This is a genomic window from Streptomyces sp. NPDC036984, from assembly GCF_055607665.1.
In genome coordinates this window covers 1-15434 of the sequence record NZ_JBVJRL010000006.1, presented here as the reverse complement: position 1 = coordinate 15434, position 15434 = coordinate 1, and the positions used below count along the sequence as shown (strand labels likewise).

The 15434-nt window shown below is 71.7% G+C and carries 11 protein-coding genes; 3 read left to right on the top strand and 8 right to left on the bottom strand.

The window, feature by feature from the left end; genetic code table 11:
* Positions 1-111: 111 nt before the first annotated feature.
* The 5 genes from glpK to ACZ7DL_RS13555 form a co-directional block, all read right to left on the bottom strand.
* On the bottom strand, positions 112-1632 hold the full coding sequence (gene glpK, locus ACZ7DL_RS13575; RefSeq protein ID WP_470774106.1) for a glycerol kinase GlpK: 1521 nt from the start codon (positions 1630-1632) through the stop codon (positions 112-114).
* Positions 1633-1731: 99 nt separating this feature from the next.
* Positions 1732-2481 (bottom strand): MIP/aquaporin family protein, encoded by a 750-nt coding sequence (locus tag ACZ7DL_RS13570; protein WP_470774105.1) that lies wholly within the window; start codon positions 2479-2481, stop codon positions 1732-1734.
* Between the two features lie 350 nt (positions 2482-2831).
* Positions 2832-4484, bottom strand: a complete 1653-nt coding sequence (locus tag ACZ7DL_RS13565; RefSeq protein WP_470774104.1) for an EAL domain-containing protein — start codon at positions 4482-4484, stop codon at positions 2832-2834.
* A 148-nt stretch (positions 4485-4632) separates the two neighbouring features.
* Positions 4633-5823: a lipid-transfer protein gene (locus ACZ7DL_RS13560; RefSeq protein ID WP_470774103.1), complete on the bottom strand. Its 1191-nt coding sequence runs from the start codon at positions 5821-5823 to the stop codon at positions 4633-4635.
* Entirely contained in the window at positions 5820-6269 is a 450-nt protein-coding gene (locus ACZ7DL_RS13555; protein ID WP_470774102.1) for a Zn-ribbon domain-containing OB-fold protein, read from the bottom strand. Before ACZ7DL_RS13555 ends, ACZ7DL_RS13560 begins: the two co-directional genes overlap by 4 nt.
* Before the next feature lie 224 nt (positions 6270-6493).
* Here ACZ7DL_RS13555 and ACZ7DL_RS13550 point away from each other — a divergent pair, with 224 nt between their 5' ends.
* Positions 6494-7030: an NUDIX domain-containing protein gene (locus tag ACZ7DL_RS13550; protein ID WP_470774101.1), complete on the top strand. Its 537-nt coding sequence runs from the start codon at positions 6494-6496 to the stop codon at positions 7028-7030.
* A gap of 10 nt (positions 7031-7040) precedes the next feature.
* On the opposite strand, the gene ACZ7DL_RS13545 is transcribed toward ACZ7DL_RS13550, so the two are convergent.
* Positions 7041-9401, bottom strand: a complete 2361-nt coding sequence (locus ACZ7DL_RS13545) for a glycoside hydrolase family 31 protein (RefSeq protein WP_470774100.1) — start codon at positions 9399-9401, stop codon at positions 7041-7043.
* A 213-nt stretch (positions 9402-9614) separates the two neighbouring features.
* On the opposite strand from ACZ7DL_RS13545, the gene ACZ7DL_RS13540 reads away from it, so the two are divergent.
* Together ACZ7DL_RS13540 and ACZ7DL_RS13535 are read left to right on the top strand one after the other, a co-directional pair.
* A complete protein-coding gene (locus ACZ7DL_RS13540; RefSeq protein WP_470774098.1) occupies positions 9615-11582 on the top strand; it encodes an acetoacetate--CoA ligase in 1968 nt (655 codons plus the stop codon).
* Positions 11583-11769: 187 nt separating this feature from the next.
* The gene (locus ACZ7DL_RS13535) at positions 11770-12663 is read left to right on the top strand and encodes a hypothetical protein (protein ID WP_470774097.1); all 894 of its coding nucleotides are present in this window, start codon (positions 11770-11772) and stop codon (positions 12661-12663) included.
* A 91-nt stretch (positions 12664-12754) separates the two neighbouring features.
* On the opposite strand, the gene ptsP is transcribed toward ACZ7DL_RS13535, so the two are convergent.
* Both ptsP and ACZ7DL_RS13525 read right to left on the bottom strand, forming a co-directional pair.
* Positions 12755-14425, bottom strand: coding sequence for a phosphoenolpyruvate--protein phosphotransferase (gene ptsP / locus ACZ7DL_RS13530; RefSeq protein ID WP_470774095.1), 1671 nt, complete (start codon positions 14423-14425; stop codon positions 12755-12757).
* Positions 14426-14503: 78 nt separating this feature from the next.
* Entirely contained in the window at positions 14504-14953 is a 450-nt protein-coding gene (locus ACZ7DL_RS13525; RefSeq protein ID WP_470774093.1) for a PTS sugar transporter subunit IIA, read from the bottom strand.
* Positions 14954-15434: the final 481 nt, after the last annotated feature.

Here is a 15434-nt window from a genome sequence, read left to right as displayed (position 1 = left end):
CCCCACCGCCGACGGCCGACAGGCACGGCCCGTACCCCCGCCGACCGGGGTACGGGCCGTGGTTCTGTGCGGGCGGAGCGTCCACGCGCGCGTGCGGCGGCTTCCACGCTGCTACGCCCCGTCGTCCTCCAGCCAGCCGAAGCTCTTCTCCACGGCCCTGCGCCAGTTCCGGTACTCGCGCTCGCGCACCGACGTCTCCATCGCCGGTGTCCACTCCGCGTCCTTCTGCCAGTGCGACTTCAGCTCGTCCAGGTCGTTCCACACGCCCGTGGCCAGACCGGCCGCGTAGGCGGCCCCCAGGCAGGTCGTCTCCGAGACCCGGGGCCGGATCACCGGAATGCCGAGAACGTCCGCCTGATGCTGCATCAGGAGGTTGTTCCCGGTCATGCCGCCGTCCACCTTCAGGGTGCTGATCCGCACCCCGGAGTCCTGGTACATGGCGTCCACGACCTCGCGGGTCTGCCAGCTCGTCGCCTCCAGCACCGCGCGCGCGAGGTGCGCCTTCGTCACGTACCGGGTGAGTCCGGTGACGACTCCGCGCGCGTCGGCGCGCCAGTAGGGCGCGAACAGCCCGGAGAAGGCGGGCACGATGTAGGCGCCGCCGTTGTCGTCGACGCTCGCCGCCAGCGTCTCGATCTCACCGGCGGTCCGGATGATCCCGAGCTGGTCGCGGAACCACTGGACCAGCGCGCCCGTTATCGCTATGGACCCCTCCAGGCAGTACACCGGCGCCTCCCCGCCGATCTTGTAGCCCATCGTCGTCAGCAGCCCGCTCTTGGACGGCACCGGCCGGTTGCCGGTGTTCAGCAGCAGGAAACTGCCGGTGCCGTAGGTGTTCTTCGCGGTGCCGAGGTCGTAGCAGGCCTGCCCGAACACGGCGGCCTGCTGGTCGCCCAGCGCCGAGGCCACGGGCACCCCGGACAGCTGCCCGACCGCGGTGCCGTACACCTCGGCGGAGGACCTGATCTCGGGCAGCACGGCCTCGGGCACGTCCATCGCGGACAGGATGGAGGGATCCCACTGGAGGGTGTCCAGGTTCATCAGCATGGTCCGGCCGGCGTTCGTGACGTCCGTGACGTGCCGGCCGCCGTCGGTGCCGCCCGTGAGATTCCAGATCAGCCAGGAGTCGATCGTTCCGAAGGCGATCTCGCCGCGTTCGGCCCGCCGCCGCAGACCGGGCACGTGGTCCAGCAGCCAGGCCGCCTTGGGGCCGGAGAAATAGCTGGCGAGCGGGAGTCCGGTCTGTTCACGGAAGCGGTCCTGGCCGTCCGTGCCGCCCAGTTCGCCGCACAGCGCCGCGGTACGGGTGTCCTGCCAGACGATCGCGTTGTGCACGGGCTTGCCGGTGGCGCGGTCCCACAGGACCGTGGTCTCCCGCTGGTTGGTGATGCCCAGGGCGCTCAACTGGTCGGCGCGCAGCCCGGCTCTGGCGAGCGCCCCGGCCACCACGGCCTGCACCTTGGACCAGATCTCGGTGGCATCGTGCTCCACCCAGCCCGGCTTGGGAAAGATCTGGCGGTGCTCGCGCTGGTCGACGGCGACGATCGTGCCGCTGTGGTCGAAGACGATGCAGCGGCTGGACGTGGTGCCCTGGTCGATGGCGGCGACGTACGTGTCGGCGGTGTCCGTCATGGCTGTCCCTGGGTCGCTGGGTCGGATCGCTGGCCGGAGGCCCGCGTGGGGATCGGGAGCCGGGGTGTTCGAGAGCCGGGAGGTGCGGCAGCCTGTGGGTCAGAAGGCCGCGTTGTAGAGGAGTCCGGCGAGTGCTCCGCCGATCAGCGGGCCGGCGACCGGGATCCAGGCGTACCCCCAGTCGGACGTGCCCTTCTCGGGGATCGGCAGGAAGGTGTGCACGATGCGCGGGCCGAGGTCGCGGGCCGGGTTGATGGCGTAGCCGGTGGGCCCGCCGAGGGAGAGACCGATGCCCACGACGAGCAAGGAGACGATCAGCACGGTGGTGCCGGACTCGCCGAGACCCTTGGTGAGCCCGAAGGCGAGGACCGGCAGGACGAGCGCGACGGTCGCGATGATCTCGGTGACGAGGTTGGCGACCGGGTTCCGGATCTCCGGGATGGTCGAGAAGATGCCAAGGGTCGGCACGGGTTCGCCGGCGGTGCCCTCGGTGGTGCCTTCCGTGCGGACGTTGGCCTGGAACTGGGCGAGATACACCAGATAGGCCAGCACGGCGCCGAGCATCGCGCCCACGATCTGGCCCAGCAGATACACCCAGACCTTGCCCCATTCCCCGGTGTCCACGGCGATGCCGATGGTGACCGCGGGATTGAGCTGACCGCCGGAGAGGGGAGCGGCGGTGTAGGCCCCCGCGAGCACACCGAAGCCCCAGCCGAAGGCGATCACGACCCAGCCCGAGGCTCGCGCCTTGGAGTGTCTGAGGGTGACCGCGGCGCAGACACCGGCACCGAACAGGATCAGAATCGCCGTGCCGATGACCTCGCCGACGAAAATGTCTCCGTTGCTCATGGCGGCTCCCTTGGCGCCGGTAGGGGGCGATCGGCCCCGGCCCTGTCGTGCAGGACGGTTCCCTTGGCGACTCCAGCCGAAGGCAGGGAGGGCCCCGCGCCCCGCCCGGCGTCCGTGACGAGCGTGCCGTCGCAGCCGGATCGCCCAGGAGGGACGGGCGGTGGAGCAGGACAGACCCGCGCCGCGGTGCCTGATAACACCGAGAATGTATGGCGATGTCGGCTGACACCGGGAAGTGTTCACCGGCGTCCCGGGGGCGTCAAGGTTGCCGACGGCGACGGTGACACCGACGCACGTCGTTGCCTCGGCGATGCGGATGCAACCGCAACGGACGTTCGCGGGAAGGCCGTTCACCACCCTGGCTCGGCGGCCGCGTACCCGGCCTGCGCCGGGGCCGGACCCGGGCCGCCGCGCCGCACCTCGTGGCCGGGAAACCCGGCGCGCCCGAGCACCCAGCTGGCACCGCTCAGTTGCTTGGCCGCCTTCTTCAGCGGAGCGAGCTGGGCGGCCGCCTGGTGGTGGTCGCTCACGCTGCCCGGGCCGCAGACGACGGTCGCCACGGAGAGCGTGACCGGCCGGGCGCCCGCCGTCCAGGGAGCGTCCAGCACGGCGGCCACCAGCGGACCGAGCGCCTCCTCGTCGGCCAGGACCAGGAAGTCGTCACCGCCGATGTGCCCCACGCGCGCGTGCCCCGCGACGGCCTGCTGCAGCGCCCGGCCCACCGAGCGGATCAGCTCGTCGCCCGCGGCGAACCCGGCGCCGTCGTTGACCTGCTTGAACTGATCGATGTCCAGCCAACTGAGCGTGAACGCCCGCCCGTCGGAGATCCGCCGGTCCACCTCGCTCACGATCGCGTCGGAACCGGGCAGCCGGGTCAGTGGATTGAGCCCGGCCGCCTCCTCGACCCGGCTCTCGGCAAGCGCCCGCACCAAGTCCGCCAGCCGTACGACCCCCACACAGCGGCCGTGTGCGTCGACCACCGCCACGTCGTCGGAGGTCCGGTCCCGGTCGCCGACCGCCACCACGTCCAGCACCTCCCAGGCCGTCGCGTCGACGCCGACCGTGCGGGGCGCGTCACCCAGCTTCACGGCCGGCCGGTCGGCGTACAGGGCGTGTCCGTAGCGGCCGGACATCGACAGCAGGAAGCGCGAACGGTGCACCGACCGCACGGGCCGGCCGGCCTGGTCCACCAGCAGCACGCCGGAGACGTCCTCAGAACCGGTCAGCAGCGCTCGTACCTGCCCGGCCGAAGCGGTCAACGGCAGTACGGCGGCGGGCCGCACGAACTCCCGCACCGACGGCCCCGAGCGGGGCGCGGGCACGGCGCCGGAAGCATGGGGCGGAACGTATACGTCCGCTGCGGGAATCCGGGCCGGCGGCGCGAACAGCTCTCCCTGGGCCAGCTGCGCGCCCGCCGACAGCGCCGTCGCGTACTGCATTTCGGTCTCCACACCCTCCACCGCGACCAAGGCACCCAGCTCCTCGCACAGCGTCCGCATCGCCCGCACCGCGGCCGGCCGCGCCAACAGCGAGGCGTCGAGCTTGACCAGGTCGGGGGAGAGGTCGGTGAGCAGCCGGAGCGGTACGTCGCCGTCGCCGATGCCGTCCGCGCTGATCCGGAAGCCCTGCCCGCGCAGTGCGGCCACCGCCTCCAGCAGGGCCCGCTGCGGCACGTGGGTGCAGGGCGGGACGATGTCGAGCGTCACCTCCCAGGGCATGCGCCCCGCCGCGCGCACGGCGTCGTGCAGCGGCGTGAGGCCGCCCAGGTCGGCGAGCGTGGCCGCGAACACGTTCAGGTGCAGCGGCAGCAACGTCTCCTTGCGTACGGCCGCCCGGAACGCCAGCACGACCAGCCTGCCGTCCAGTATCGGATCCCGGCGGGCCTCGGCCAGGATGTCGCCGGTCTCCGGGCGGGCGAGTGTCTCCAGTGCGGCGACTGCGCCCGTCCTCATGTTGACCACCGGCTGGAAGGCGAAGCGGAGAGTATCCGTCCAGGAGTGCACGGGAGCATGATGGCGCTGCCCGCGCACGCCCAGGCCCAGTTCATGAGACGTTCACGCAGCATTCCGGGCCGGTCACACAGCGTGCACGGGGCCCCGCCTCACTCCTGCGGCAGGGCGCTCTCATCGGGCGTCGGCCACCGCGCATCGGTCACCGCACGGCGACCACCGAGGAACCGTGCCCGAACAGCCCTTGGTTGGCGGTGATGCCCACCCGTGCCCCGGCGACCTGACGGTCGCCCGCCGCGCCTCTCAGCTGCCAGGTCAGCTCGCAGACCTGGGCGATCGCCTGTGCGGGCACCGCCTCGCCGAAGGAGGCCAGCCCGCCGCTGGTGTTCACGGGTATCCGGCCGCCCGGGGCGGTCGCACCCTCCCGGAGCAGCTTCGCGCCCTCGCCCTCGCCGCACAGCCCCAGGTCCTCGTACCACTGCAGCTCCAGCGCGGTGGACAGGTCGTACACCTCGGCCAGGGACAGGTCCTCGGGGCCGATGCCCGCCTCTTCGTAGGCGGCCCGGGCGATGGACGCCCGGAACGTCTCAGCCGGGGGCGGTACCGAGACGGCGGAGTCCGTGGCGATGTCCGGCAGGTCCAGCACCGTGTTCGGGAAGCGGGGGGTCACCGTCGACACCGCGCGGATCCGCACCGGCCGGGCGGCACCGTGCCGGTGCGCGAAGTCCAGGCTGGACAGCACCAGGGCGGCCCCGCCGTCGGACGTGGCGCAGATGTCCAGCAGCCGCAGCGGATCGGCGACCACCGCGGAGGCGGCCACCTCCTCGGCGGTGACCCGCTTGCGGTAGCGGGCGTACGGATTGAGCGCCCCGAGCGCGGCGTTCTTCACCTTGACGAGCGCGAAGTCCTCCGGTGTGTCCCCGTGCACGGCCATCCGACGCCGCGCGTACAGCCCGAAGTACGCCGGATTCGTCGCGCCCAGCAGCCGGAAACGCAGCCAGTCCGGATCGTCGGGACGGTCCCCGCCCGCCGGCCGGAAGAATCCCTTCGGCGCGGCGTCCGCGCCCACCACGAGGACGACGTCCGCGAGGCCGGCGAGTATCTGCGCCCGGGCCGCGGCGATGGCCTGGGCCCCGGACGCGCATGCCGCGTACACGCTGCTCACCCTGGCTCCCTGCCATCCCAGGGCCTTGGCGAACGTCGCTCCCGCGACGTACCCCGGATATCCGCCGCGCACCGTGTCCGCGCCCACGACGGAGCCGATGTCCGGCCAGTCCAGACCCGCGTCGGCGAGTGCCGCGCGGGCCGCCGCCGCCCCGTACTCCACGAAGCCACGGCCCCACTTGCCCCAGGGGTGCATGCCCGCACCCAGCACCGCCACATCGGCCGTCATGCCGTCACCCCCGTCGGCCGCCAGTGCCAGACCGTCCAGGCCGTCTCCGTGTCCTCGTGCAGCACACCGGGGACGGCCTCCACCTCCATGCCCACCGTCAGATCGGCGACGGTGATCCCGGGAGCCGCCTGCCCCAGCACCACGATCCGTTCGGCCTCCAGCTCCACCGCGATCAACGCGTACGGCACCCAGGGAAGTTCCCGATTGCTCACATAGGGTGACGGTGGACGGTACCGGCTGTCGGTGTACGACCAGATACGCCCCTTTCGTGACAACGGAATCTCCTCCAGGGCGCCGTCGCCGGTGCAGTGCGGGTTGCGGCAGTGGACGTCCTCGCGCGGGAAGAAGACCGATGCGCAGGCCGCGCAGCGGGTGCCCAGCAGTCGGAAGTCGTCACCCTCGCCGGTGAACCAGCCGGCGGCCGCGGGTGTGCGTGTGTGCGGCAAAACCCCTCCCGGTGACCTGATCTGACGGATCGTCAGAAGTCTGGCACGGGCAACCGGAAATGGGCAGGCCGTTTCTGTGAACCGAATGGCTCCGCACGGCGTCGTGGTACACGAAGAGGCGGCCGGGACCGACGGGGGTGATTCCGGCCGCCTCTTCTCGTCCGCTCGTTCGTGATGCATCCCTGACGGAACACGTCCCTCCCGTGATCGGATACAGTCCGCGCGTGTCCGAAACTCAGCACTCAACTGCCAACTCCGCGCCGGACTCCCACTGTTCGAGCTGCGGAGTGCCCTATGGAGAGGGTGTTTCCGGCTGGCCCCGCACCTGCCCCTCCTGCGGGACCGTCGCCTACCGCAACCCGCTGCCGGTCGCGATCGCGCTCCAGCCCGTGTACGACACCACAGGCACCGCCCTGGTCGTCATCACCCGGACCGTCGCCCCCGCGCGCGGAGGCACGGCCCTGCCCGGGGGCTACATCGACGACCGCGAGGACTGGAAGCAGGCCGTCGTACGCGAGCTCAAGGAAGAGACCGGTATCGACGCGGCCGCACGCGATGTGCGGCTCGTGGACGCCATGAGCTCACCCGACGGACACCTGCTGCTGTTCGGACTGCTGCCGGAACGCCCGGCCGACGGCCTGCCGGCCTCCGGCCCCACCGACGAGACCGAGGGCTGGAAGCTGCTGCGCAGGCCCGAGGAACTCGCCTTCCCGCTGCACACGGTCGCCGTCAAGGCGTGGTTCGAGGGCCGTTACGTGTGAGCGGGTCGGTTCAGCCGAGCCCCCGCACCCGCACCGGATAGGGCGGCTCGGCCGCACCGTGCTCCCGCTCCCGGATGACGACCACCCGGCCGCCCTGCCGACGGGCGACGTAGCGCTCGATCTCCGGTACGTCCCAGCCGTCGCCCGCGTCCGGCACGACCAGACCGCCCCCCGTGCGTCCGCGCGGGGGCGCCCACACCTCCAGCTCGAGCCTGCCGTCGGCGCCGCGCACGGGCACCACCGCCCCCGCGCGCGCGAGCACCGGTATACGGGACAGCGGCGCGTCCACGAGAACCTGTGCCGGCCCCTCGTAGACCTCCCCCGTCACCGTGTCGTACCAGCGACCGCGCGGCAGCTGCACCGCCCGTCGCTCGGCACCGGGGTCCAGGACCGGCGCCACCAGAAGGCTGTCGCCCAGCAGAAACGTGTCCTCGCAGTCGCGCAGAGCCCGGTCCTCCGGCGCCCCCCACCACAGCGGCCGCACATAGGGCGCGCCGGTCCGCCGGGCCAGGTGCGCCAGCGTCAGGAAGTACGGCAGCAGCCGCCGGCGTTCGAGCAGCGCCACGCGCGCGTGCTCCAACACCTCGGCACCGAACTCCCAGGGCTCCCTGCGCCCCGCCCCCAGACTCGCATGGGTGCGGAACAGCGGCAGATACGCGCCCAGCTGGAACCACCGCAGATACAGCTCGGGCGACGGACTGCCGTCGAAACCACCCACGTCCGGACCGGAGTACGGCACCCCGCACAGCCCGAGCCCCAGCACCAGCGACAGCGACGCCCGCAGCCCCGGCCAGCCCGTCGCCACGTCCCCCGACCAGGTGCCCCCGTACCGCTGGAGCCCCGCCCAGCCCGAGCGGGAGAACAGGAAGGGCCGCTCCTCGGGCACCAGCTCGCGCAGCCCTTCGTAGGCCGCCCGGGCCATGCACAGGGCGTACACGTTGTGCGCCTCGCGGTGGTCGCCGCCGCGCCCTTCCAGAGCGTGCCGGGCCGACCGCGGCAGCGTCGTCTCACCGAAGGCGTTGAACGACGTCGGCTCGTTCATGTCGTGCCAGAAGCCGGCGAAGCCCCGTCCCAGCCGCTCCTCGTAGAGCCCGCCCCACCACGCACGCACGCGTGCGTCCGTGAAATCCGGAAAGACTGACTCGCCGGCCCACGCCTCACCCCGCACCGTGCGGCCCTGCGCGTCCCGCACGAACGCGTCCACGGCCGCACCGCCGTCGTACACGGCGTCGCCCGGCTCCGCCCGCACCGCAGCGTCGACGATCGACACCAACCGGATCCCGTCCCGGCCCAGCTCCTCCGCCAGCCCCGGCAGCTTGGGAAAACGCTCCTGGTCCACGGTGAACACCCGGTGCTCGTCGTAGTGGTCGATGTCCAGGTGCACGACATCCAGCGGCAGCCCGTGTTCCTGGTAGCCCGCGACGATCCCGCGCACCTCCTGCTCGCTGCCGAAGCCCCACCGCGCGTGATGGTGACCCAGCGCCCAGGCGGGCGGCAGCGCGGGCGCGCCGGTCAGCGAGGCCCACGTGTGCAGCACGCGCGCGGGGGCGCCCACCATCACCCAGCAGCGCAGCGGGCCGCCGTCCATCCGCACCTCGCAGCGGCCCGCCCGGTCGTGCCCGGATCCGGCACCCTCCTCGCCCTCGCGCAGGATCACCGTGCCGTCCCAGGTGCTGTCGTGGAACAACAGATGCGTGCCGGCGTCCGCCACCACCAGCTGCACCGGCATCGTCAGATACAGCGGATCCGCGCCGGGCCCGAAAGCACGGCCGGGATCGGTGTTCCACAGTCGGTAGGCGCCGTCCCGCAGCCGGGGCCCGGACGCGCGCCCGCCCAGGCCGAAGAACCGGGCGTCCGCCGCCACCTCCGAGCGCTGCATCCACCGCGCCGAACCCCCGCCCACCGGCTCCCACCAGCGCGGCGGCAGATCCCGCCGCAGCATCACCCCGCCCGGCGTACGCACCTCCACCGCGCCGTGCCGTGAGACGACGACCGTCACCCGCTCGGCCACCACGCGCCAGCCGCCGTCCTTGTCCGGCTCCAGCACCGCCCGCGGATCCGGTTCGGGACCGCTCCCGGCGAGCGCGTACGACGGCTGCGGACCCGCCCCGTCCCAACCCCAGAAGACCGCGCCGTTCACCGCCACGACGATCCGCAGCTCGGAGCGGCCGAACCGGATCAGACCGCCGCCAGGGCCCGGCTCCACGTCCTGCACCTGACCCGGCACCCGGGCCCGCTCGGGTCCCCGCCGCGGCAGCCCGACGGCGTCGATACGCCTCCTGCGCCATGCCGCCCGCACGGTACGCAACCCCCGAGCCGCTCTCCCCGAACCGACCACACTCACCGAACGCACCAGGTCACGACCGTCCATGCTGCTCACACTGCCATTGAGCGCCCCACACGCGCGTGTCGTTCAACTGCCGTTCACCTCGTGCCGAGGCCACATCTTCATGACATGGACTATGTGGGGCGCACCCTGGTGCGGAAGTCGATCACATGGCATCGTCCCTGTCAGCCGCGTCACGCGCACACCCCAGCCGTGCGCGGACCGACGCACACGACGCGCACAGCCCGGGAGCCTCCCATGTCGACCGCGAACCCCCAGCCGCTCTGGCAGCCCGATCCCGAGCGGATCGCCCAGGCCCGCATCACCCAGTTCCAGGCATGGGCCGCCGAACACCACGGCGCCCCCGCCGAGGGCGGCTATCCGGCCCTGCACCGGTGGTCCGTGGACCAGCTGGACACCTTCTGGAAAGCCGTCACCGAATGGTTCGACGTACGGTTCTCGACCCCCTACGCGCGCGTGCTCGGCGATCGCGCCATGCCCGGCGCCCAGTGGTTCCCCGGAGCCACCCTGAACTACGCCGAGCACGCCCTGCGCGCCGCGGCCGACCGCGCGGACGAGCCCGCCCTCCTGTACGTGGACGAGAGCCAGGAACCGCGCCCGGTGACCTGGTCCGAGCTGCGCCGCGAGGTCGGCTGCCTGGCCGCCGAACTGCGCGCCCTCGGCGTGAGGCCCGGTGACCGTGTCAGCGGCTACCTCCCGAACATCCCCCAAGCCGTCGTCGCCCTCCTCGCCACCGCCGCCGTCGGCGCCGTCTGGACCTCCTGCGCCCCCGACTTCGGCGCCCGCAGCGTCCTCGACCGCTTCCAGCAGGTCGAGCCCGTCGTCCTGTTCACCGTCGACGGCTACCGCTACGGAGGCAAGGAGCACGACCGCCGCGAGATCGTCGCCGAACTGCGCCGCGAGCTGCCCACCCTGCGCGCCGTCGTGCACATCCCGCTGCTGGGCACCGCGGCCCCCGAGGGTGCCCTGGAGTGGTCGGCGCTCACGGCCGGCCACGCCGAGCCGGTCTTCGAACAGGTCCCGTTCGACCATCCGCTGTGGGTGCTGTACTCCTCCGGCACGACCGGCCTGCCCAAGGCCATCGTCCAGTCCCAGGGCGGCATCCTCGTCGAACACCTCAAGCAGCTCGGGCTGCACTGTGACCTCGGCCCCGAGGACCGTTTCTTCTGGTACACCTCGACCGGCTGGATGATGTGGAACTTCCTCGTCTCCGGCCTGCTGACGGGCACCACGATCGTCCTGTACGACGGCAGCCCCGGCTATCCGGACACAGGCGCCCAGTGGCGGGTCGCCGAACGCACCGGAGCCACCCTCTACGGCACCTCCGCCGCCTACGTCATGGCCTGCCGCAAGGCCGGCGTCCACCCGGCCCGCGACTACGACCTCGGCAAGGTGCAGTGCGTGGCCACCACCGGCTCGCCCCTGCCGCCCGACGGGTTCCGCTGGCTGCACGACGAGGTGCGGGACGACCTGTGGATCGCCTCCGTCAGCGGCGGCACCGACGTCTGCTCCTGCTTCGCCGGAGCCGTGCCCACCCTCCCGGTGTACACCGGCGAACTCCAGGCTCCCGGTCTCGGCACCGACCTCCAGTCCTGGGACCCCAGCGGCAAGCCCCTCACGGACGAGGTCGGCGAGCTGGTCGTCACCAACCCCATGCCGTCCATGCCGATCCACTTCTGGAACGACCCCGAGGGCAGCCGGTACCACGACAGCTACTTCGACACCTACCCCGGCGCGTGGCGCCACGGCGACTGGATCACCGTCACCTCCCGCGGGACCGTGATCATCCACGGCCGCTCCGACTCCACCCTCAACCGGCAGGGCGTGCGCATGGGCTCGGCCGACATCTACGAGGTCGTGGAGCGGCTGCCCGAGATCAAGGAATCCCTCGTCATCGGCATCGAACAGCCCGACGGCGGCTACTGGATGCCGCTGTTCGTGCACCTCGCACCCGGCGCCGTCCTCGACGAAGCACTCCTGAACCGCGTCAAGCAGGCCATCCGCGAACAGCTCTCACCACGGCACGTCCCCGACGAGATCATCGAGGTACCCGGAATCCCGCACACCCTCACCGGCAAGCGCATCGAGGTCCCGGTCAAGCGCCTCCTCCAGGGCACCCCCCTGGAAAAGGCGGTCAACCCCGGCTCCATCGACAACCTCGCCCTGCTCGGCTTCTACGAGGAACTCGCCCGCAAGCGGGCCTGACCGACCGGAGGATCACCCTCCGCACCGTGCCCCGGAGCCCACCGAACCCATCGGCGCCGTCCGGGGCACTCTCGTGACCTGCGCAGACACCCCCACCGCCGGATCCGCCAGCGCTGACGACCCGGCCATTGTCAGTGCCGGCGGTTACGGTGAGTGAGCACTGATCGACTGCGCACTGGGGGAAACGATGGCGCACACCGACCACCAGACCATGCGACGCGTCCTGCGCCGCGAGATCGCCGGCACCATCGGCGTGCTCACCGACGAACACGACTTCCGCGCCATGCGGCGCTACCGCAGCTTCACCTTCCACGACCACGCGACGTACCTCCGGCAACTGGAGGCCGTCCTCAGGACCCGTGCCGCCCAGGGCAGCCACACCACACTCGCCCTGTTCGACCCCGAGGACTACGCCGCCTACTGCGCGGACACCGGTCTCGACCCGGAAGCCCCGGCCAGCCGGACCCGGTTCACCGCGCAAATCGCGGCCACCGGCCCCACCATCCCCTACGACGGCCGCCCGCTCGCCGTCCTCCTGCCCGCCCTCGTCGACGAAGCCGTACGCCAGGCCACCTGGGAGTACGCCACCATCCTCCTGACGCGGCTGGGACCCTGCCCGACCTGCGGTGAGGACATCGGCAGGGCGGCCTTCACCCGCGCCTCGGACCTCCTGGTCCGCATTCTCGACACCGCCCCGCCCGGCGACCGGCACCTCGTCTGCTCCGTCTCCGGACCGCCGGACACTCTCGTCTCCGTCCTGCACGGCGACCAGGACCCACACGGGGCAACGCGCCTGGACGAGGCCGAGGCCCTGGAATTCACCAGCGTCCTCGCCCTCGGCCTCGCCACCCGCAGCCCCGGCGGCCTCGTCATGCGCACGAGCGCCGCCGGCACGGCCGACCGCGTCTTCGGCTGGCGACTGCGCGGCGGCACCCTCGAACCGCTGACGGCATCCGAGGTCTTCGACGCCTACTGCACCGACGTCGAATCCGGTGACCTCATCTCCCCGGAGTCCGGCGTGGACTACCGCGAGCCCCCCGACCTCGGAGAGGAGGACACGGCACCGGACCACCGCCACTGAAACCCGCGGCGGAACGCACCAGGGGCGTCCCGCCCGAAGGCAGGACGCCCCTGAACCGACACCCCGACGGCGTCGCCACGACCCGGTACGGCTACTCGCCGGACAGCACCGCCTGCGCCGCGCTGCGCGCCTCCTCGGCGCTGTCCGCCGCACGCGCCGCCGCCGCGGCCCGCTCGCACTGCGCCAGCGTGTACTTCGCCAGTGTGGCCCGGACATAGGGAATCGACGCCGAACCCATGGACAGGGAGGTGACACCCAGACCGGTCAGCACACAGGCCAGCAGCGGATCGGACGCGGCCTCGCCGCACACCCCGCAGCTCTTGCCCTCGGCCCTGGCCGCCTCGGCGGACAGCGCGACCAGGTCGAGCAGCGCCGGCTGCCACGGGTCCTGGAGCCGCGACACGGCACCCACCTGCCGGTCCGCCGCGAACGTGTACTGCGCAAGGTCGTTGGTCCCAAGGGACAGGAACTCGACCTCCTGGAGGATCGAGCGCGCCCGCAGCGCGGCCGACGGGATCTCGACCATCGCGCCGAACTTGGCCCGGAGCCCCGCCGCACGGCACGCGTCCGCGAACGCCTTCGCGTCCTGGCGGTCCGCCACCATGGGCGCCATGACCTCGAGGTAGACGGGCAGCCCCTCGGCGGCCTTCGCCAGCGCCGTCAGCTGGGTGCGCAGCACCTCGGGGTGGTCGAGCAGCGTCCGCAGCCCACGCACGCCCAGCGCGGGGTTCGGCTCGTCCGCCGGCGTCAGGAAGGCCAGCGGCTTGTCCGCGCCCGCGTCCAGCACACGCACGACCACACGGCCCTCGGGGAACGCCTCCAGCACCTGCCGGTAGGCCTCCACCTGCTTCTCCTCGGAAGGAGCGTTCTTGCTGTCGTCCAGGAACAGGAACTCGGTACGGAACAGACCGACACCCTCGGCCCCCGCCTCGACCGCCGCCGGTACGTCCGCCGGCCCGCCCACGTTGGCCAGCAGCGGCACCTTGTGGCCGTCCGCGGTCGCACCAGGACCCGTCGAAGCGGCCAGCGCGGCCTTGCGTTCGGCAGCCGCGGCCTCCAGCTCCGCCTTCTTCTCCGCGGTGGGGTTCACGAAGACATCGCCGGTGCTGCCGTCCACGGCGATCACCGTGCCCTCGGCCAGCTCACCGGCACCCGGCAGCGCCACGACGGCCGGCACGCCCAGCGCCCGCGCCAGGATGGCGCTGTGGCTGGTCGGACCACCTTCCTCGGTCACGAAGCCGAGGACCAGAGACGGGTCCAGCAGCGCGGTGTCGGCAGGAGCGAGATCCCGGGCCACGAGCACATAGGGCTGGTCGCTGTCCGGCACACCCGGCATCGGGACGCCCAGCAGCCGCGCGACGATACGATTCCGCACATCATCGAGGTCGGCCACGCGACCGGCGAGATACTCACCGGCACCGGCCAGCAGCTCCCGGTACGCCGCGAAGGCGTCGTACACGGCACGCTCGGCGGTGCTGCCGACGGCGATCCGCCGGTCCACGTCCGCCATCAGCTCGGGATCCTGAGCCATCATGGCCTGTGCCTCGAGCACGGCCTGGGCTTCGCCCCCCGCCAGGTTGCCGCGCGCCATCAGGTCGGCGGCCACGGCGTCCACGGCCTGGCGGGCGCGCCCCTGCTCCCGCTCCGCCTCCTCGGCGGGGATCTGCTTGGCCGGCGGCTCCAGCACCGCCGTGCCCATGTGCCGAACCTCGCCGATCGCCACGCCATGGCTCACGCCGACGCCTCGCAGCGTTGTCTCCATCTCACCCGTCTCCGATAGTGCGGCGGGTCCCGCCGCCGCGATGGTTGTCCACTTGGCCGCCTTACGACGGCACGGCTGTCAGTTCCAGGAGAAGAGGCTGTCGCCGGCCTTCACGTCACCGCTGTCACGCAGGTCGGAAAGGGACTCGGCAGTGGCTTCCAGCGCGACGACGGGGCACACCGGGGACTTGCCGGCGGCCTCCACGGCGGCGGGGTTCCAGCGGACGATGGCCTGGCCACGCTGCACGGTGTCGCCCTTGTTGACGAGCAGCTCGAAGCCCTCGCCGTTGAGCTGCACAGTGTCGATGCCGAGGTGGGTGAGCACGCCGTGCCCGCTCTCGTCGACCACGACGAACGCGTGCGGGTGCAGGGAGACGATGACGCCGTCCACGGGCGACACGGCCTCGGAAGCCTCACGCACGGGGTCGATCGCGGTGCCCGGTCCGACCATGGCCCCGGAGAAGACCGGATCCGGCACGGCGGCCAGTCCAATGGCCCGTCCAGCGAGAGGGGACGTCACGGTGGTCATGGGAAGCCTCCAAGGAGTGGAGCTGCTTTGGCCGTCACCAGCAGTCCCGGACGGCACTGAGCAGCAGGGTATGTCATGTGAAGTGGCGGTTCCGTATGGAAGCTACCAGTAAGTGGTCTAGACCACCAACCCAGCGGATTTGCACCCTCTTCAAGGCTCCGTGTACAGTCGTACTCCTGCTCGGGACGGAGTGGCGCGCAACAGCGTCCTCGCTCGACAGCATCCAAACTTGTCAGATCCTATCTCTGGGTCTCCTTCTGCATGCCCGCAGGGGGTGGTCAGGGAGGCGGAAAAACCCTGATAGAGTTTGAGCCGCCGGAAAGGGAAACGCGAAAGCGGGAACCTGGAAAGCGCCGAGGAAATCGGATCGAGAGAAGATCTGATAGAGTCGGAAACGCAAGACCGAAGGGAAGCGCCCGGAGGAAAGCCCGAGAGGGTGAGTACAAAGGAAGCGACCGTTCCTTGAGAACTCAACAGCGTG